This window comes from Streptomyces sparsogenes, from assembly GCF_001704635.1.
Lineage (GTDB): Bacteria > Actinomycetota > Actinomycetes > Streptomycetales > Streptomycetaceae > Streptomyces > Streptomyces sparsogenes.
This window is the reverse complement of sequence record NZ_MAXF01000157.1, coordinates 44,247-62,315: the sequence shown is the minus strand read 5'-3', so window position 1 is coordinate 62,315 and position 18,069 is coordinate 44,247. Positions and strand designations below refer to the sequence as shown.

Sequence of the window (18,069 nt, the reverse complement as noted above, 5' to 3'; positions counted from 1 at the left end):
CCGAACCCAGTCCACCCCCTTTGCCGGGCTCACGGCGTCAGCACAATCCGGCCGAAGACGTTCCCCGCGTCCATCTCGTGGTGGGCCAGTACCGCCTGGTCCAGGGGCAACACCTCGTGCACGACCGTGCGCAGGTCCCCGTGCGCGGCGTCGGCGAACTGGGAGGTCCGCACGGCCTGCCGGTCGGGGCAGGGCACGGTGTCGGAGCTGAAAGTGGCGAACGACCACGACCTGCGGAAGGCGTCCACGAGCCGCATGCCGAAGTCTGCCGGTGGCTGCCCCCCGACCACGCCGACAGCCACATACCGCCCGTTGGGGTTCAGCTTGTCCAGGAAGAGAGGAAGCTGAGGACCTGCCACGACATCGATCACGATGTCGAAGCCCGCCGGTGTGTCCGGGCCGCTTTCGCCGGAGCGGTCAAGGGTGTGGGTCGCGCCCAGGTCTCGCAGGCGGGCGCCTCGCTCCGCGGACGAGGTGGTGACGGCCACGGCGCCGGCGCCGTTCCTGGCCGCGAGCTGGATCGCCGTGATTCCGATGCTGCCCGCCGCCCCGCGCACGAGCACCGTCTCACCGGGCGTGAAACGGGCACGGTCGAGGGCGTAGTGGGCGACCACGCCGGAGCCGCCGAGGGTCACCGCGTCGGTGCCGGTCAGGCCGTCGGGCAGCGCAAGGACGTCCTGGACCGCGGCGACGGCCTGCTCGGCATACCCACCGGACAGGCCGGTGAACGCCCACACCCGCCGCCCGACCCACGAGGCGTCGACGCCCTCTCCCACCGCGGTGACGATCCCCGCGACCTCGCTGCCGAGGAGATGGCCCTCCCGGAAGCCGTGGGCGGCAAGCGTTCCCCGGCGGATCACGGCGTCCACCCCGCCTACCCCGATCGCCTCCGTGGCGATCCGCACCTGCCCCGGGGCAGGAACGGGCACGGGCAGATCGACGACCTCCAGGCCATCGGGGTCTCCGAACGTCCTGATCACGACGGCTTTCATCTTGGCTCCTCGGGTCGGTGGAGGGACGGATCGCAGCTGCTGCGGCCGTGGGCGCCGAGTCACGCGCGCCCCGGGCGAGCAGCCGCTCCTCGCCCGGCGCGCCCAGCCCCGCGGCCGGGCGTCACCGGTGAAGTGCGGGGGCGGGGTGGCGGCACCGCCATCGGACCGTAACGGACGCCTCCGTCCGTTTGGCTAAAGTGAGAAACGATGACCACCCACTTGCCTCACCCTGTGCGCTCCGACGCCCGCGACAACCGGGCCCGCATCCTGCACGCCGCGCGCGCGGTGTTCGGCGAGGAGGGACTGAGTGCGCCCATGCGCGAGGTCGCCCGGCATGCGGGCATCGGCCCCGCCACGCTGTACCGGCACTTCCCGACCAAGCAGGCACTGATCGCGGAGACCTTCGCCGAGCAGCGGCGGGCCTGCCACGCCGCCGTCCGCGACGCCCTTACGGACTCGGATCCGTGGCACGGATTCCGGAGCCTGATCGAGCGAATCTGCGAACTCCACGCGCACAGCCGGGGATTCGCCGACGCCTTCATGACGGCCTTCCCCGACGCCATGGACTTCGCCGCCGACCGGCAGCACGCTCTGCACGCGGTCGGCCAACTGGCCCGCCGTGCCCAGGAGACCGGCCGGCTGCGCCCCGGCTTCGTCGTCGACGACCTGATCCTCATGCTCATGGCCCACCGGGGCCTCCAGGACACGCCGCGTGCCTCCCGGGTCACGGCCTCCCGCCGCTTCGCCGCCTACGTGATCGAAGCGTTCCGCGCCGCACCGGAGACGGGAGCGCCCACGCCGCTGCCGCCGGCACCACGCCTGTAGCTCACCCACTCGCCCAGTACGCCATAACTCCGTCCCCTGGAGGCTCGTCAACCCTTGCAGACCTCGGCTCATCCGCCTGTCTGCAGGCGGCGCAGGGCATGCTCGGAGTCGCGGTCGTCGGGCAGGTAGGCCAGGAAGTGGTGGCCGGGCTCGTCCACGGCGGCCAGCTTCACGTACCGCAGGCGAAGTTCGCCCACGGCCGGGTGCCGGAAACGGCGGACGGAGGGCTGGAATCCTGCTGTTTCCCGGCGCTCGTACCAGCGGGCCGCGTCGCCGTCGGACAGCAGCTCGCCGATGAGTTCGGCGAACCGCGGATCGTTGGGCCGGCGAGCCGCCCGGGACCGGAACTGGCCGAGCAGGGCGCGGGCCTCGTGTTCCCAGTCGGGGAGCAGGGTGCGGGCCGGCGGCCAGCGGAACACCAGCCAGAGGAGGTTGCGCTGCTTGGGGTGGAGCCTTGTCGGATCGGTCAGCAGGGCGGCGTACCCGGCGTTCCACGCCAGCAGGTCCCAGTGCGGGTCGAGCACCACGGCGGGGTGTGGCGTCATGGCCTGCACCAGAGTGAGCAGGTTGCGTGACACCCAGGTGGGGACGTCGACGGTCGGGCTGCTCTCCTCCACGAACGACAGGACGTGCGCGGTTTCCGCGGCGTCCAGCCGCAGCACCCGCGACACCGCGCGCAGCACCTGCTCCGAGGTGCGCACCCGGCCCTGCTCCAGCCAGGTGTACCAGGACACGCTGACGCCGGCGAGTTCCGCGACCTCGGCCCGCCGCAGCCCCGGTGTCCGTCGGCCCGGGGCGTCCGGCAGACCCACGTCCTTCGGCGTCAGCCGTTCACGGCGGGACCGCAGGAAGGCCCCCAGTTCACGGCGGGAGGACTCGCCCGGCGGCGGCGGCGGTGTGGGTGCGGTGCTCACCGACCACCGCGCCGGCGCCCGGCCGTGTCCGGCGAGGATCCGTGGTCCGCGGGGGGCCGTGCGGAGGTGTCCAGGGGTGACAGCCTGCCGCGCGTCATGGTGCCCCTCCTCCGGACGGCGGGCGTCCGCCCGGCCGCGGGCGCCCTCTTGTGATGCTGCCGTCACCAGGCCCGATGCCGAACCGGCAGGCTGTGACTGATGGTAATAGCCAGCGGTCACCGCCCCGAGGGGCCCGGTGCTGAACTGGTGGCGGACCGCATCCGACCAGGGCCGGTCCGTCTCTGCCACCCGCTCACCCGCTCACCCGCTCACCGGTTCACCTGCTCATCCGTTCTCGTCGAACCCTCTCGGAAGGGAGCTTCCGCCCCATGACCACCACCGCGTCGACACCGGTGGCGACCTCGCCCGCGGCCTCCCTGCGGCTGTTGCGCACCGCTGGATTCGTCAGCAACTTCGACCGCTTCTGCATCGCGCCCATGCTGGTTCTCATCGGCCGCCGCCTCGGGGTCCCGCTCCCCACCGTGGTGCTGGCCGCCAGCGGCTACTACCTCACCTACGGGCTGATGCAGCCGGTGTGGGGGGTGGCCAGCGACCGATGGGGCCGGGTGTGTGTGATGCGGGTGTCGCTCACCGGCGCGGCACTGGCCGCCCTGGCCTCGGCCCTCGCTCCCAACGCTCCCGTGCTGATCGGGGCCCGCGCCCTGGCCGGCGCGTTCTTCGCCGCCTCCATCGCCGCCTCCTTGACGTACGTGGGGGACACGGTGCCCGCCGCGACACGGCAGCGCGCCCTCAGCGAGCTGATGACCGCGTTCGCGCTGGGCACCGCCGTGGCCACGGTCGTCGCCGGGGTGTTGGCGCACTATCTGACGTGGCGGCTGGTCTTCGCGCTGCCCGGTATCCTCGCCGGCTACCTGGCGGTGGCCCTCCGCCGCCTGCCCGAGCCAGAACGGGCCCCCTCCGCGTCACTGCTGGCGCCCTTCCGCGTGGTCCTGTCCTCGCCGTGGCAGTGGTACGTGATGGCGGTGGCGATGCTGGAGGGGGCGGTGCTCCTCGGCTTCCTGACCTACCTGGCACCGGCTCTGGAGGCGCGTGGCGTTCCCACCACCGTGGCCGGCGCCGTCGCGGCCCTGTACGGGGTCGGGTCCATGGCGGCGGCGCAGGTGGTCAAGCGGCTCGTCGGGCGGTGGTCTCCGGTAGGCCTGATCGTGGTCGGCGGGGTGCAGACGGCCGTGGCGTACCTGCTCGCCGGGTGCGGCCAGTCCACCGGGGCGCTCGTCGTCGTCGCCCTGCTCCTCGGGGGCGGCTGGTCCTTCATGCACTCCACGATCCAGTCGTGGGCGACGGCGCTGTCCCCGACGGCCCGCGCCACGGGCGTGGCCATGTTCGGCGTTGCCCTGTACGTGGGCAGCGCCGTGGCCGGCGGCCTGGCGGCCTCCACCGCTCAGGCGCACGACTACCGGCCGCTGTTCTGGCTGGCGGCGCTCCTGACCGTGCCCCTGACGACGGCCGCGGCGGTGGGCCGGGCACGCTGTCGCTGAGGGGCGGTCCTGTACGTCGGCCCCGCAGGGCGTGGCCCCGGAACGCCTCCGAAGCCCCGGGGCCGGGCGGGGGACGGGCCGTACGGGCGACTAGGCTGATCCCCCGTTCGAACGGTGAGGGGGAGCGGTGAGGGGGAGCGGTGAGGGGGAGCGGTGAGGGGGAGCATGATCGACATCGATGGGTACCTGGCTGTGCTGGGGGTGGCCCGGCCGGCGGCCCCGACCGCCGAAGCGCTGTGGGCACTGCACCGGGCGCAGGTGGAACGCGTCGCCTACGAGACCCTCGACAACCAACTGGGACGGCCGACGAGCATTGACGCCGCGGAATCCGTGGCCCGGATCCTGCGCGGGCGCGGCGGTTACTGCTTCCACCTCAATGGGGCCTTCGCCGCGCTGCTGACGGCCCTCGGCTACGACGTGACCCTGCACAGGGCCGGGGTGCAGGACGAGGTCGAGGACCCCGAGGGCCCGGGCGGTGACCACCTCGCGCTCACCGTGGGGCTCGACGGCGAGCGATGGCTGGTCGACACCGGGCTAGCCGGCGGCATGTACGAGCCACTGCCGCTGCGCGAAGGCACCTACACCCAGGGCCCGTTCACCTACGCGATGGCCCCGTCGGCAGTGGTGCCCGGCGGCTGGCGGTTCACCCATGACCCCCGCGGCGCCTTCACGGCGATGGTCTTCGCGCCGGAGCCCGTGGAGCTGTCCTCCTTCGCCGCGGAGCACCACCGGCTGTCCACTTCCCCCGAGTCCGGATTCGTCCGGGTCCTCCAAGCCCAGCTCCGCGACGCCGAGGGCGTGGACATGCTGCGCGGCTGTGTGCTGCGCCGGATCGACGCCGAAGGCACGTACGAGCGGACCATCGACTCGGCCGACGACTGGTACGACGTACTGGCCGACGTGTTCCACCTGAATCTGACCGACGTCGACGCCCCCGCACGGGCGGCGCTGTGGCACCGCGTCCACGCCGCGCACCAGGAGTGGGCGGCCGCGGGGGAGCGGGCGACAACGCTCTGACGGGAGGGTCGGGACGTGCTGACCTTGTAGGGCCGTACTCGGCCGCGTCCGCGGCGAAGTCCTCGGCTTCTCCCCGGCCCTGCGCATGACCGGCCTGCTGGACACCGACGTGCCCGCCGCCCACGCCGGCCACCTCCTCGCCGTCCTGCGGGAGGCGCTGTCCAACACCGCCCGGCACGCGCAGGACACTGCCCACCGACGGTGAGGCCGCCGAGGAGGGCGGCTGATCCACTCGACGAGGCCCACGCGGCGCCCGGCCGACGTCCGTGCTCGTCCGTGACCCGGTCAGCTCGCCGCGGGCAGAGGGCCTTCCGTGGCTGCGACAGCAAGGGCTCCGGGCAGGCGGTCGTGGACATCGAACACGTCGCTCAGCCCTGCCCCGCCCATCACGCGCAGCACTCGATCGCTGTCGGCGACGAGGCGCAGCCGACCGTGCCGTCGCCTGATCCGGTTCCGGGCCCGGCACAGCGGGGTCAGTCCCGCGGGGTCGATGAAGGACACGGCGCGCAGGTCCACCACCACGTCCGGGTGGAGGGAAGCCGTCAGGCCGTCCAGACGAACCGTCAGAGAGTGTGCGGCCAGTATGTCGATCTCGCCGTACAGCTCCACGACGGTGGTTCCGCCGACGGTGCGTTCCGTGTGGCGGCCTTCGGAGCCGATGTTGGTTTCGGGGGCCATGGTCAGAGGAAAGCCGAGCGGGCGGGCCGGACGGAAGGGCCGTTGGGCCCCCGCACCGGCGCGTTTTCCTGGGTCGCTCTCCGGCCGGGGCGGGACCGGTGGCCCTCATGGGTGGCCGCGACCGGGGCTCAGCATGGACAGGACTCCTTGTACCGGCCGGGGGAGGGCTGACCCGTGTACGCGAACGACGGCTTCCGTGAACTCGATCGTGGCGAGTGCCTGCGCCTGCTGGCGACAGCACCCGTGGGACGAGTCGTCCACACGCGGCAGGCCCTGCCGGCGGTGGTGCCGGTCAACTTCGGCCTGTCCACGGACGGAGCGGTGTCGCTGCGCACATCGGCGGCGTCCGAGCTGAGCCGCGCGGTCGACGGCGCGGTCGTCGCGTTCGAGGCGGACGCCGTCGACGCGGCGGCGCGGTCCGGCTGGAGCGTCGTCCTGACCGGCCGCGCCGCGGTCGTCACCGACCCGGCGGAACGGGAACGCGACCACACCTGGCTGCGCTGACCGCGACCCCCCGCGCCGCGCCCTCCCGCCTGAGGCGCCGCGGCCTTACCCGAACCGAACCCCGAACACGACGCTGGAATCGGGCCGTCGCGCCCGATTCAGGAGGTGGAGAACATGCCCCGCACCATCACCGTGGGACTCGACGGCTCGCCCGAGAGCCACGCCGCCGCCGAATGGGCGGCCCAGGAGGCCGAGCTGCGCGGACTGCCGGTGAAGCTCGTCCAGGTCTGGGGCCGGTGCCGGCCCCCATGGCCGAGGCCCCGTTCCCGGGAGCCGAGAAGAACCAGCACTGGAGCGAGCAGATTCTCCGTGAGGCCGCCGATGCCCTGCGTCTGCGCCACCCCGGCGTCGAGGTGACCACCGAACAGCTCACCGGACGGCCCGCCGAGGCCCTGATCGGCGCCGCGGAGGACGCCCACCTCCTCGTCCTCGGCTCCCGGGGTCTGAGCGGGATCGGCGGCTTCCTGGTCGGCTCCGTGGGCCTCGCGGTGGTGGCGCACAGCGAGCGGCCCGTCATCCTGGTCCGCGCCGGTGAACGGGCCCCGCAGGAGCGGGAACCGGCGGCGACCGCCGCCGGTGCCGCACAGCTGCGGCCCGTCCTGCTCGGACTGGACACCGCCACCCCGGACCCGGCCCTCATCGAGTTCGCCTTCGAGGCCGCCGCCCGCCGCGCCGTGACACTGCGGGTACTGCACGGCTGGAACCCGCCGTACTACTACGCCTACGCCATGGCCCCCGATCCGGCGGTCACCGAGACGGTGGCCCAGGCCGACGCCGCCGCCTTGGCGGAGACGCTGCAGCCCTGGCGGCAGAAGTACCCCGATGTCGTGGTCGTCGCGGAGTCCCGTTGCTGCAGCCCGTCGCTCGCCCTGATCGACGCCTCCCGTGAAGCCTCCCTGGTCGTCCTCGGCCGGCGCATCCGCCGCTCGTCCGTCGGTGCCCACATCGGGGGCGTCACCCACGCCGTCCTGCACCACGCCACCGCCCCGGTCGCCGTCGTCGCGCACGACTGAGCCGGCACTCCCAGGAGAAACCCATGAAAGCAGCTGTCGTACGGGCCTTCGGCGAGCCTCTGGTCATCGAGGAGCGGCCCGACCCCGAGCCCGGCCCCGGCCAGGTCCGCATCCGCGTCGAAGCCTCCGGGCTGTGCCACACCGACATCCACGCCGCCCACGGCGACTGGCCCGTCAAGCCCGACCCGCCGTTCGTCCCCGGCCACGAGGGTGTGGGCCTCGTCGAGGCGCTCGGTGACGGAGTCACCCACCTCCACATCGGGCAGCGGGTGGCGGTCCCCTGGCTCGGCAGGGCCTGCGGACGGTGCGAGCACTGCCTGTCCGGCTGGGAGACACTGTGCGAGCAGCAGATCAACACCGGGTACGGCTGCGACGGCGGGTACGCCGAGAAGATGCTGGCCTGGGCCGACTTCGCCCAGCCGGTGCCCGAGAACCTCACCCCCTTCGACGCCGCCCCGCTCACCTGCGCCGGCGTCACCACCTACAAGGCGCTCAAGGTCGCCGATGTGCGGCCCACCCAGCTCGTGGCCGTCTCCGGTGTCGGCGGGCTCGGGCACCTGGCCGTGCAGTACGCGAAGATCGCCGGTGCCACGGTCGCCGCGATCGACGTCACCGACGACAAGCTGGAACTTGCCCGGGAGCTGGGCGCGGACCTCGTCATCGACGCCCGCGAGCAGGATGTCGGGGCGGAGCTGAAGAAACACGGCGGCGCCCACGCGGCGATCGCACTGGCCGTGAATCGGGCCGCGTTCGAGGCCGTCAACTCCGGTCTGCGGCGCGGTGGGAAGCTCGTCATGGTGGCGCTGCCCGCGCACGGCACGATCCAGGTGCCGATCTTCGACACCGTGCTGAACGGCACGGCGATCATCGGCTCCATCGTCGGCACACGGCAGGACCTCGCCGAGGTCTTCCGGCTGCACGCGGCCGGGCGCACACAGGTCATCCACGAGACCCGGCCGCTCGCCTCCGTGAACGAATCCATCGACGCCGTGCTGCGCGGCGAGATCAAGGCCCGGATCGTCTTCGACCTGAGTGCCGACGGGTGACCGCGTCCGGCAGCCGCCCCGCGGGCCACCCCGTGGGCCCGGTGGTACCCGAACTGGCCGGCGCCCTCGACGGGATCGCCGTCCGGGTCCCCGGTCTTGGCCGTGGGGACGGCCAGGCCGGGCACCTCGGCCTCGGCCAGCAGAACAGTCCGAGCCGCGCGGGCCCCGCCCTGGCCGTCGGGTTCAGGCCGGGTACGGCAGGTCGGCCTCCGAGGTGCCGGCGGGGTAGGGGCGCACGGTCGCGTTCGGGCCGCCGATCCGCAGCTGCCACGGGTGCGGGCTGTCGGTGGTCACGTGCAGTCGGCCGCCCCGGCGGCGCAGGTGGAAGCGGGCCGTCTCACCGGGGCCGTCGGTGCTGGGGATCACCACGGTGTGCTCGGCGCCCTCGGCGAAGGCGTGCACCCGCAGTTCGACGCCGTCGGCCCAGGCGGAGACCGGATGCTGGTCGTCGGCGGCCAGCGGGATGACCGAGTCCGGGCGGGCCAGCAGGGGCAGGGTGTGGAAGCCGTGCTGCTCGCGGACCCAGCGCGGACCGGTTACCTGAGCACCCGTCAGCACATTGGTCCAGGTGCCTTCCGGCACGTAGTACTCGACCGTGCCGTCGTCGGTGAAGACCGGCGCGACGAGCAGGTCGTCGCCGAGCATGTACTGCCGGTCGAGCGTGGCGGCCGCCGGGTCGTCGGGGAATTCCAGCACCATGGCGCGCATCACCGGGACACCGGTGGTGTGCGCCTGCTGCGCGGCGCGTTGGAGGTACGGGGCGAGGCGGTGCTTGAGCAGGGTGAACTCGCGGGTGACGTCGACGGCCTCCTCGCCGTAGTCCCACGGCACGCGGTACGACTTGCTGCCGTGCAGGCGGCTGTGCGAGGAGAGCAGCCCGAACTGCGCCCACCGCTTGAAGGTGGCCGGGGTCGGGGTGCCCTCGAAGCCCCCGATGTCATGGCTCCAGAAACCGAATCCGGACAGGCCGAGGGAGAGTCCGCCGCGCAGCGACTCGGCCATGGCCTTGAAGTGGGACTCGCAGTCGCCGCCCCAGTGGACCGGGTACTGCTGGCCGCCGGCGGTGGCGGACCGGGCGAACAGCAGCGCCTCGCCCTCGCCCCGCTCGGCGCGCAGGAGTTCGAAGACGGCCTGGTTGAAGAGGTGGGTGTAGTAGTTGTGCATCCGCTCGGGGTCGGAGCCGTCGTGCCAGACGACGTCGGTGGGGACGCGCTCGCCGAAGTCGGTCTTGAAGCAGTCCACGCCCTGGTCGAGCAGCGTCTTCAGTTTGCCGGTGTACCAGTCGCGCGCGGCCGGGTTGGTGAAGTCCACCAGGGCCATGCCGGGCTGCCACAGGTCCCACTGCCACACGCTGCCGTCCGGGCGCCGCACCAGGTAGCCCTCGCGCATGCCCTCCTCGAATACCGCCGACTTCTGTGCGATGTACGGGTTGATCCAGGCGGAGATCCGCAGCCCCTGCTGCTTGAGCCTGCTCAGCATGCCGGCCGGGTCGGGGAAGGTCTCCGCGTCCCATGTGAAGTCGCACCACTGGTAGGCGCGCATCCAGAAGCAGTCGAAGTGGAAGACGCTCAGCGGGATGCCGCGCTCGGCCATGCCGTCGATGAAGCGGCCCACCGTGGCCTCGTCGTAGTCGGTGGTGAAGGACGTGGTCAGCCACAGGCCCAGGGCCCAGGCGGGCGGCAGGGCCGGGCGGCCGGTGAGCGCGGTGTAGCGCGCCAGGATCTGCTTCGGGGTCGGGCCGTGGACGACGAAGTACTCCAGCGACTGGTCCTCGACGCTGAACTGGACCTGGCCGACCGACTCGGAGCCGACCTCGTAGCTGACCTTGCCGGGATGGTTCACGAAGACGCCGTATCCACGGTTGGTCAGGTGGAACGGGACGTTCTTGTACGCCTGCTCGCTGCTGGTGCCGCCGTCGGCCTGCCAGATGTCCACGGTCTGCCCGTTCTTGACGAACGGGGTGAAACGCTCGCCCAGGCCGTAGACCAGCTCTCCGACGTCCAACGAGAGCTGGCCGAGCATGTAGTGGCGGCCCTCGGCGTCGGTGACGAAACCGGTGCCGCGCTCGCCGGCGGAGGTCAGCACGCGTCCGCCGGCGGTGAACTCCAGCAGCCACGGCTGTTCGGTGTCCACCCGCAGCGTCAGTTCGCCGGAGGACAGCTCCAGCACCGCTCCGTCCCGGCGTACCTTGCCCGCATCGCCACCGGCTCCGGGCAACGCGAACTCCGGCCCACGGCGCACCGATCCGGCGTGGTGGGTGGTCCGCACGCCGATGACTCCCTCGGCCGGAGACCAGCACTCCACTGTCAGGAGCGGGCTGTTGAGGGTCTGCCCGCGCCGGCTCACGTGTTTCACGGGTGCGTACAGCGTCATCCGGTGGTCATCGGCGTGGATGTCGGCGACCTCGGTGGCATAGCGGGCGGTGCAGCCCGGGCGCATCAGCCAGTAGCCGTCCGTGAACTTCATCGGGCACGTTCCTCCGTCCGCGCGCGGTGCGCGGTGATCAGGCCCCGGTACCAGTGGTAGCTGTTCTTGGGGGTGCGGTTCAGGGTGTCGTAGTCGATGCGGGCCAGGCCGAAACGCTGGTCGCGGCCTGGCTCCTGCACCGTGCACAGGGGGGGCGGTGCGGACCTCAGCCGGAGAAGGTGACGCGCGCGAGCCGCACCGGTCCGCGCAGTCCGAGGCGGACGTCGTGCACACCGCCGGCCACCACGACGGGGGCGCTCACCGTGGTGTAGTCGTAGGGTCCGGCGGTACCCGGGGAGAGGGTGAGCACTGTCAGTACCGGACCGCCGCCCAGCGACAGTTCGACCGCGCCCTCACCCGCCGCCTCCACCGCGATTCCGGCAGCCCCCTTGCCGAAGTCGCAGTCACGGAACACCAACTCGCCCTCACGGCCGGCCACGGGGGACACGGAGTCACCGGACGTCTTCGCGCGGTCCACGATCTCCGTGTCGCTCTGGTCGTCGAAGTCCACCGCCTCCAGGCCGCCCACCATGACCGGCCGGGGGGCGGACGGCTCGCCGTTGAGGTCGACGGTCCCCACCAGGCGGATGTCCTCGCTGGACGCTCCGACGAGGATCTCGTGGAGGCCCGGTGCCACCCGCTGACGTCCCCGCGCCACGTCCCAGAACGCGAACGCCGACAGCGGCACCCGGAAGGCGATCTCCGTGGCCTCGCCGGGCGCGAGCGTGACACGCCGGTGCGCGGCCAGTTCCCTGCGGGGCCGTGGCACCCACGGCTCCGTGGCCCGGGTGTAGAGCTGGGCGACCTCGTCCGCGGTGATGTCACCGGTGTTGCGGACCGTGAAGGTCACGTGCAGTGTCCCGTCCTCGACGCGAGTCGTGAGGTCTGCGTAGGAGAAGGACGCGTACGACAGGCCGTGGCCGAACGGGAAGAGAGGCGTGCCCTCGAAGTAGAGGTACGTCTGGCGGCCGCCGATCACGTCGTAGTCGAGGAGGTCGGGCAGGTCGGAGTCGTCGGCGTACCAGGTCTGCGGGAGGCGGCCGGCGGGGGAGACGTCGCCTGCCAGGATCCGGGCCAGGGCGCTGCCGGCCGCCTGGCCACCGTGGGCCGTCCACAGCAGCGCCGGCACCTCCCCGTGGTCGACCGCGTACGGATACGCCGACACCAGCGCCAGCACCGTGTTCGGGTTGGCCCTGCGGGCCGCGCGCAGAAGACGCTCCTGGTGGCCGGGGAGGGCCAGGGTGCTGCGGTCCTCGGTCTCGCGTCCGTTGATGTGCGGATCGTTGCCCCCGACCACCAGGACCACGTCCGCCTGTGCGGCGACCCGGCTCACCGCGTCCTCGCCGCTCTCGACGACGACGACCTCGAAGACCTCCCCGTTCCCGTCGGCGGCCTTGACGCCCTCGGCGGCGACGGAGACGGGGTGCCCCGTACCGATGTGCCGGAGAAGATGCCCGTCGCCGTGCGGTTCCAGGCGGAACGTCTCCTGGACGATCCAGCCCCCGGGCTGGTCGGCGGAGGCTCGGACAAGACCGTCCTCGGCGACGGAGAGATAGCGGCCGTCGGGGGCGCGCAGGGTCAGCACGCCCCCGCCCCAGTCGATGAGGGAGAGCTCGGTGCCGGTCGCGTCGGTGGTGAGCGGGGGCAGGTCCGTCCGGCCCGCGAGCAGGGCCGGGTCGAGGGCGCCTTCCGCGCCGCGGACCTTGTCGTCGGCGTCCGTCTCGGGCACGTGCAGGAAGGTACCGGCCGAGGTCTTCAGCAGGATCCGGTCCACGCCCTCCGCGAACCGCACGCGCTCCGGGCCGAACCGCTCGCGCAGGCCCTCCAACGGGGTGCGGCGGTGCAGGAGCGTGCCGCTGTACCAGTCGAGCTTGCACTCGTCGGCGAGCGGGCCGACGACGGCGAGCCGGGTGTCCGGGGCGAGCGGCAGCAGGCCGCCGTCGTTCTTGAGCAGCACGACCGCCTGCTCGGCGGCCTCCTGGGCGAGGGCGCGGTGGGCCGGGGTGTCGAAGTCCGTGGTGAGCGCGTACGGGTCGTGCTCCGGGTCGAACTCGCCGAGGCGGAAACGGACCGAGAGCTGGCGGCGGACCGCCGCGTCGATGTCCGCCTCGGTCAGCAGGCCCTTGTCGAGAGCGCCGCGTACCCGTGCGGTGATCTTCGAGCTGTCGGTGCCGTGGTCGGTGAAGCTGTCGACGCCGGCCAGCAGCGCGGCGGCCGTCGCCTCCTCGTGGGTGTCGAAGTAGTGCTCGGAGTCGACCAGGTTGGAGGGTGCGCCCGCGTCCGAGCAGACCAGCAGGTCCTCGTCGGTCCAGGTGCGCAGATGCTCGCGCAGATAGGGCGAGAGGTGGTTCGGGCGGCCGTTGACCAGGTTGTACGCCGGCATCACGCCGGCCACGGCGCCCGCCTCGACCGTCTCGCGGAAGGCGCGCAGGTCGTATTCGTGCAGGACGCGCGGGCGGACCGAGGAGGAGGTGACGTCGCGGCCCGTCTCGTTGTTGTGGGCCAGCCAGTGCTTGAGGACGGGCGCGGTGCGCCAGTACGTCGGGTGGTCGCCGCGCAGTCCGCGGGTGTAGGCGGTGGCGATGGCCGAGGTGAGCCTCGGGTCCTCCGAGTAGCCCTCCTCGTTGCGGCCCCACAGAGGGTGGCGCAGCAGGTTCACGGTCGGCGCCCAGACGTTCAGCCCCACGCGGTCGTCGCGGGCGCGCATCGCCCGGACCTCCTTGGACACCGCCTCGCCGACCCGCCGTACGAGATCCGTGTTCCAGGTCGCGCCCAGGCCCACCGCCTGCGGAAAGACGGTGGCCGGACCCATCCAGGCCACGCCGTGCAGCGCCTCCTGGCCGGTGCGGAACGCGTCGATGCCGAGCCGCTCCACGGCGGGCGCGTACTGGTGCAGGAATCCGATCTTCTCGTCGAGGGTGAGCCGCGACAGAAGGTCGTCTACGCGCTTCGCGAACGGCAGTCGCCGATCGCGGAAAGGCGGAACTGGCGGCGTGTGTGCGGTCACTTGGGGGTCCCCTTGCCGGATGGAGCGGTGTAAACGCTTTCGAAGCGCTTCGATGCTCAGTTGACCCGGGGGTGGGTGTCAAGACACCCCGGCGCAATATCTTCGACCCCTGACCGTTATTCAGGTGAGATATGAGGCGTTCGGGTTCTCGCACGTCGGAGGAATCTTGGGATCGACCCTTGTGTGCCCCCACACCTTCACTTAACCTCGCAGCAACTTCGAAGCGCTTCGACTGCGAGGCCGCCCATGTGTGGGTCGGGTGCCCTCGGTAGTGGTCGGAGGACTGCTTCAGCTCAGCCAACTCCACCAAGGACACTACAGCCGACGGCCGACCGCCGGGTGTCCAGGTGCGCCATGAAGGGTTGACGCAATGACGCCGAATGCCGCCTCCATCTCCTCAGGACCCAGCCGGAGGAGCTTCCTCGCCTCCACGGCGGTCGCCACCGCAGCGGTGGCCGGCGGGATGCCGCTGCTCACCGCCTGCGGCGGTTCGGACAGCGGTTCGCGAGAGGGTGCCACGTCGGGCAAGGCAGCGGACAAGCTGATCCCGACCTACGTCGCCAGCAAGACCGCTGCCAAGCCGGACCTTCCGTCGAAGAACGGTTCGACGGCCGGCTACACCAGCAAGGTCGACCTCGCGAAGCTGGTCACCTCGGTCCCGGACAAGCTCGGCACCGGCGCCCCCTTCAAGATCATGTCCCCGTTCTGGGGCTCCCCGCCGAAGCCCGGATGCGCCTACTACACGGCGCTCGACGCCGCGGCGGGCACCAAGATCACCTGGCAGAACCAGGACGGCATCACGTACGGCGAGAAGCTCGGCGCCGTCCTCGCCTCCAGCTCCATACCCGACATGGTGGTCGTGCCCAGCTGGGAACTGGTGGGCAAGATCGCGAGCGCGGTGACCGCGAAGTTCATGGACCTCGGCCCCTACCTGGCGGGCGACAAGGTCAAGAAGTACCCGAACCTGGCCGCGATACCGTCCGACGCCTGGCGGATGTCCATCTTCGGCGGCGCGCTGCGCGGCATCCCGATGCCCGCCGCCCCCGTGCCCGGCATCGCGCCCTTCTACCGCAAGGACATCTTCGACAAGAAGGGCTACACCGTACCCAAGTCGCCCGACGAGTTCCTCAGCTGGGCCAAGGAGGCCACCAGCTCCAAGGCCAAGGTGTGGGCTTGTGGTGACATGAGGTGGTCGGCGGCAGGCTTCTTCGGTGTCCTGCCCGCCGGGTCGCTCGGCTGGAACATCGGGGACGACGGCAAGCTGACGTACCGCATCGAGCACCCCGAGTACCTCGAACACCTGGAGTGGGTCCGCAAGCTGTTCGACGCGGGCGTGGTCCATCCCGACGACAAGGCCAACACGGGCAACGCCAGCCAGCGGTTCACCGCCGGGCAGATCCTGGTCTACAACGACAACACAGCCTCCTGGTACGGGTTGACCGCCGAACAGGCGAAGGCCAACCCCGACTTCGAGATCGAGGGCATGGACTACTTCGGCGCCGACGGCGGCGACCCGACGCTGTACGCCAACCCGCCGGCCAACATCTGGTCGATGATCCGCAAGGGCGCCTCGAAGGAGACGATCGAGAACGCGCTGGCCGCCGCCAACTTCGCGGCCGCGCCCTACGGTACCAAGGAGCGGATGTTCGTCGACTACGGCGTCGAGGGCACCCACTACACGGTCAAGGACGGCGTCCCGGTCAAGAACGACAAGGGCAACCAGGAGGTGGTCAACGCCTGGCCGATGCTGGCCGCCCCGGCTCCCTACACCGCCCACCCCGACCTCCCCGAGATCGCCCGCAAGCAGGTCGAGTGGCAGCAGCGGCAGGGTGCCTTCGTGAAGAAGACGTCCACCTTCGGCATGAACATCGTCGAACCGGCCCGCTACGCGACCCTCTCCAGCCAGTTCGAGCAGTTGGAGATCGACTTCGTGCGCGGCCACAAGAAGCTGTCCGATGTGCAGCAGGCCATCTCCACCTGGAAGTCCTCCGGTGGCGACAAGCTGCGCGACTGGTACAAGAAGCTTCTCGACAAGAACGGCAGCGGCAACTGATGTCGCTCACGGCTGGGAGCCGACCCGACGGGACCCGTCCCCCCGCGGCCGTCGAGGAGCCGACGGCCGCGGTCGCCACCGCGGCGGCGAAGGACCAGGTGCCACGCAGGACGGGCAAGGCAGGCAAGAAGGGCAAGGCCGGCAAGGTCCCCTGGCGGGTCCGGCTGCGCCGCGACCGCACGCTCATCCTGATGACCTTGCCCGTCATCGCCCTGCTGCTCCTCTTCAACTACGTCCCCCTGCTCGGCAACGTCGTCGCCTTCCAGGAATACGACCCGTACGCCTCCAGCAACGGCATCACGGCGATCTTCCACAGCCCCTGGGTGGGCGTGGAGCAATTCTCGCGGATGTTCGACGACCCGTTGTTCTGGAGCGCCACGAAGAACACCATCGTCCTGTTCGTGCTCCAACTGGTGCTGTTCTTCCCGGTGCCCATCGTCCTCGCGCTCGTCATCAACAGCGTGATCCGGCCCCGGGTGCGGGCCGTGGCGCAGGCGATCATGTATCTGCCGCACTTCTTCTCGTGGGTCCTCGTGGTCACGGTGTTCCAGCAGATCCTCGGTGGCGCGGGCATCATCGCGCAGACCCTGGAGAAGCACGGGTGGAGCGGCTTCGACCTGATGACCGACGCGGACCTCTTCAAGTACCTGGTCATCGGACAGGCCGTGTGGAAGGACGCCGGCTGGGGGATCATCGTCTTCCTCGCGGCCCTGTCCGCCGTCAGCACCGATCTGTACGAGGCCGCCGCCATGGACGGCGCGGGGCGCTGGCGACGCATGTGGCATGTCACCCTGCCCGCGCTGCGCCCGGTGATCGCGCTGCTGCTGGTCCTGCGGGTGGGCGACGCGCTGAGCGTCGGATTCGAGCAGTTCCTGCTTCAGCGGTGGGCGGTGGGTGCGGGGGCCAGTGAGGTCCTCGACACCTATGTGTGGAACGTGGGTATCCAGAACGGCGACTTCAGCTATGCGGCCGCGGTCGGCCTCATCAAGGGAGTCATCGGAGTGTGTCTCGTCCTGGGTGCGAACAAGGTCGCGCACCTGCTCGGCGAGCAGGGGGTGTACAAGAAGTGAGCCTCAACACGCAGCTCATCCGCAGCCTGAAGGCTCCGCCCCGCCCCGCGTGGGAGGAGCCGCCGAGCAAGGTCGGACTCACCGCCAAGGGCGGCTTCCTCCTGCTCTGCTGCCTGGGGGTGCTCGGTCCGCTGTGGATCGTGATCGTCACCAGCCTCTCCCCGAAGCCGGTGATCGACCGGGTCGGCGGCCTCGTGGTGATCCCCCAGGGCATCACCTTCATCAACTACACCGAACTGCTCAGCGGCGGCCAGGTCAGCCGCGCGATCATGGTCTCGGTCGGGGTCACGCTCTTCGGCACGCTCTTCTCGATGACGGTGTCGGTGCTCGCGGCATACGGGCTGTCCCGGCCGGGCAGTCTGGGGCACCGGTTCTTCCTGATGACCATGATGGCGACCATGTTCTTCGGAGCCGGGCTCATTCCGACGTACCTGCTGGTGCAGTCGCTGGGCCTGACCGACTCCTATCTTTCGCTGGTCCTGCCGAGCGCGGTCAGTGTCTTTAACATCCTCGTCCTGCGGGCCTTCTTCATGGGGATCTCCCCCGAGCTCACCGAGTCCGCCCGCATCGACGGCGCCAGTGACCTGCGCATCCTGCTGACCATCATCATGCCGCTGTCGCGCGCGGTGCTGGCCGTCATCTCCCTGTTCTACGCGGTCGGCTACTGGAGCGCCTGGTTCAACGCCTCCATCTACCTCAGCGACCAGGAGATGATGCCGCTACAGAACGTGCTCATCCAGCTGGTCCAGAGGAACACCCAGGCCCCGACCGGCCTCCAGCAGGCGGTCCACACCGGACAACTCTCGGCCCTGGGAATACAGATGGCCGTCATGGTCCTCGCGCTGATTCCCGTCGCCGTCGCCTCGCCCTTCGTCCAGCGGCACTTCAAGAAGGGCATGCTCACCGGAGCCATCAAGGGCTGAGACGCCTTGACCCCTTCCCCTTC

At 71.1% G+C, this 18,069-nt stretch carries 14 protein-coding genes and 3 pseudogenes; 11 read left to right on the top strand and 6 right to left on the bottom strand.

All coding sequences use genetic code 11. The features are described 5' to 3' along the window. Positions 1-29: 29 nt before the first annotated feature. Positions 30-992, bottom strand: a complete 963-nt coding sequence (locus tag BBH68_RS31790) for a zinc-dependent alcohol dehydrogenase family protein (protein ID WP_065967192.1) — start codon at positions 990-992, stop codon at positions 30-32. 207 nt (positions 993-1,199) lie between these two features. Between BBH68_RS31790 and BBH68_RS31785 the strand changes: the two genes are divergently transcribed. Next, positions 1,200-1,817 (top strand): TetR/AcrR family transcriptional regulator, encoded by a 618-nt coding sequence (locus BBH68_RS31785; RefSeq protein ID WP_174589118.1) that lies wholly within the window; start codon positions 1,200-1,202, stop codon positions 1,815-1,817. Between the two features lie 68 nt (positions 1,818-1,885). On the opposite strand, the gene BBH68_RS31780 is transcribed toward BBH68_RS31785, so the two are convergent. Then, complete coding sequence (locus BBH68_RS31780; RefSeq protein ID WP_065967190.1) at positions 1,886-2,731, bottom strand: helix-turn-helix domain-containing protein; 846 nt, start codon at positions 2,729-2,731, stop codon at positions 1,886-1,888. Positions 2,732-3,099: 368 nt separating this feature from the next. Here BBH68_RS31780 and BBH68_RS31775 point away from each other — a divergent pair, with 368 nt between their 5' ends. The 3 genes and pseudogenes from BBH68_RS31775 to BBH68_RS39985 form a co-directional block, all read left to right on the top strand. Beyond that, positions 3,100-4,269 (top strand): MFS transporter, encoded by a 1,170-nt coding sequence (locus BBH68_RS31775; protein ID WP_065967189.1) that lies wholly within the window; start codon positions 3,100-3,102, stop codon positions 4,267-4,269. Between the two features lie 165 nt (positions 4,270-4,434). Further along, positions 4,435-5,286 carry an arylamine N-acetyltransferase family protein gene (locus tag BBH68_RS31770; protein ID WP_065967188.1) on the top strand — a complete coding sequence of 284 codons (852 nt, stop codon included), beginning with the start codon at positions 4,435-4,437 and terminating at the stop codon, positions 5,284-5,286. Positions 5,287-5,344: 58 nt separating this feature from the next. After that, positions 5,345-5,479: pseudogene (locus tag BBH68_RS39985) on the top strand (sensor histidine kinase); the annotation flags it as partial. 92 nt (positions 5,480-5,571) lie between these two features. On the opposite strand, the gene BBH68_RS31765 reads toward BBH68_RS39985, so the two are convergent. Next, entirely contained in the window at positions 5,572-5,964 is a 393-nt protein-coding gene (locus BBH68_RS31765; RefSeq protein ID WP_079151327.1) for an STAS domain-containing protein, read from the bottom strand. Between the two features lie 174 nt (positions 5,965-6,138). Here BBH68_RS31765 and BBH68_RS31760 point away from each other — a divergent pair. The 4 genes and pseudogenes from BBH68_RS31760 to BBH68_RS31750 all read left to right on the top strand — a co-directional run. Beyond that, positions 6,139-6,447 (top strand): annotated as a pseudogene (locus BBH68_RS31760) (pyridoxamine 5'-phosphate oxidase family protein); the annotation flags it as partial. Between the two features lie 135 nt (positions 6,448-6,582). Beyond that, positions 6,583-6,935 (top strand): annotated as a pseudogene (locus tag BBH68_RS44630) (universal stress protein); the annotation flags it as partial. A 9-nt stretch (positions 6,936-6,944) separates the two neighbouring features. Beyond that, entirely contained in the window at positions 6,945-7,481 is a 537-nt protein-coding gene (locus tag BBH68_RS44625) for a universal stress protein (RefSeq protein WP_425428869.1), read from the top strand. Between the two features lie 23 nt (positions 7,482-7,504). Beyond that, positions 7,505-8,527, top strand: coding sequence for a zinc-dependent alcohol dehydrogenase (locus BBH68_RS31750; protein WP_065967187.1), 1,023 nt, complete (start codon positions 7,505-7,507; stop codon positions 8,525-8,527). A gap of 183 nt (positions 8,528-8,710) precedes the next feature. On the opposite strand, the gene yicI is transcribed toward BBH68_RS31750, so the two are convergent. Genes yicI through BBH68_RS31740 form a run of 3 tightly spaced genes read right to left on the bottom strand, consistent with a single transcriptional unit; the run spans position 8,711 to position 14,000 of the window. Continuing rightward, positions 8,711-10,993 (bottom strand): alpha-xylosidase, encoded by a 2,283-nt coding sequence (yicI, locus tag BBH68_RS31745; protein ID WP_065967186.1) that lies wholly within the window; start codon positions 10,991-10,993, stop codon positions 8,711-8,713. Further along, complete coding sequence (locus tag BBH68_RS41290) at positions 10,990-11,133, bottom strand: hypothetical protein (protein ID WP_483855360.1); 144 nt, start codon at positions 11,131-11,133, stop codon at positions 10,990-10,992. Before BBH68_RS41290 ends, yicI begins: the two co-directional genes overlap by 4 nt. Positions 11,134-11,159: 26 nt before the next feature. Continuing rightward, positions 11,160-14,000 (bottom strand): glycoside hydrolase family 3 C-terminal domain-containing protein, encoded by a 2,841-nt coding sequence (locus BBH68_RS31740; RefSeq protein ID WP_065967185.1) that lies wholly within the window; start codon positions 13,998-14,000, stop codon positions 11,160-11,162. 370 nt (positions 14,001-14,370) lie between these two features. Here BBH68_RS31740 and BBH68_RS31735 point away from each other — a divergent pair, with 370 nt between their 5' ends. Genes BBH68_RS31735 through BBH68_RS31725 form a run of 3 tightly spaced genes read left to right on the top strand, consistent with a single transcriptional unit; the run spans position 14,371 to position 18,046 of the window. Continuing rightward, positions 14,371-16,053 carry a type 2 periplasmic-binding domain-containing protein gene (locus BBH68_RS31735; RefSeq protein WP_065967184.1) on the top strand — a complete coding sequence of 561 codons (1,683 nt, stop codon included), beginning with the start codon at positions 14,371-14,373 and terminating at the stop codon, positions 16,051-16,053. Then, positions 16,053-17,123: an ABC transporter permease gene (locus tag BBH68_RS31730; RefSeq protein WP_065967183.1), complete on the top strand. Its 1,071-nt coding sequence runs from the start codon at positions 16,053-16,055 to the stop codon at positions 17,121-17,123. The genes BBH68_RS31735 and BBH68_RS31730 overlap by 1 nt, the downstream gene beginning before the upstream one ends. Continuing rightward, complete coding sequence (locus tag BBH68_RS31725) at positions 17,120-18,046, top strand: carbohydrate ABC transporter permease (RefSeq protein ID WP_065967182.1); 927 nt, start codon at positions 17,120-17,122, stop codon at positions 18,044-18,046. Before BBH68_RS31730 ends, BBH68_RS31725 begins: the two co-directional genes overlap by 4 nt. Positions 18,047-18,069: the final 23 nt, after the last annotated feature.

Excerpts from the sequence above, each read along its gene's own strand:
- BBH68_RS31775 (WP_065967189.1), top strand. The coding sequence starts at position 3,100 with ATGACCACCACCGCGTCGACACCGGTGGCGACCTCGCCCGCGGCCTCC.
- BBH68_RS31735 (WP_065967184.1), top strand. The coding sequence starts at position 14,371 with ATGACGCCGAATGCCGCCTCCATCTCCTCAGGACCCAGCCGGAGGAGC.
- BBH68_RS31765 (WP_079151327.1), bottom strand. The coding sequence starts at position 5,964 with ATGGCCCCCGAAACCAACATCGGCTCCGAAGGCCGCCACACGGAACGC.
- BBH68_RS31730 (WP_065967183.1), top strand. The coding sequence starts at position 16,053 with ATGTCGCTCACGGCTGGGAGCCGACCCGACGGGACCCGTCCCCCCGCG.
- BBH68_RS31785 (WP_174589118.1), top strand. The coding sequence starts at position 1,200 with ATGACCACCCACTTGCCTCACCCTGTGCGCTCCGACGCCCGCGACAAC.
- yicI (WP_065967186.1), bottom strand. The coding sequence starts at position 10,993 with ATGAAGTTCACGGACGGCTACTGGCTGATGCGCCCGGGCTGCACCGCC.
- BBH68_RS31750 (WP_065967187.1), top strand. The coding sequence starts at position 7,505 with ATGAAAGCAGCTGTCGTACGGGCCTTCGGCGAGCCTCTGGTCATCGAG.
- BBH68_RS31770 (WP_065967188.1), top strand. The coding sequence starts at position 4,435 with ATGATCGACATCGATGGGTACCTGGCTGTGCTGGGGGTGGCCCGGCCG.
- BBH68_RS31790 (WP_065967192.1), bottom strand. The coding sequence starts at position 992 with ATGAAAGCCGTCGTGATCAGGACGTTCGGAGACCCCGATGGCCTGGAG.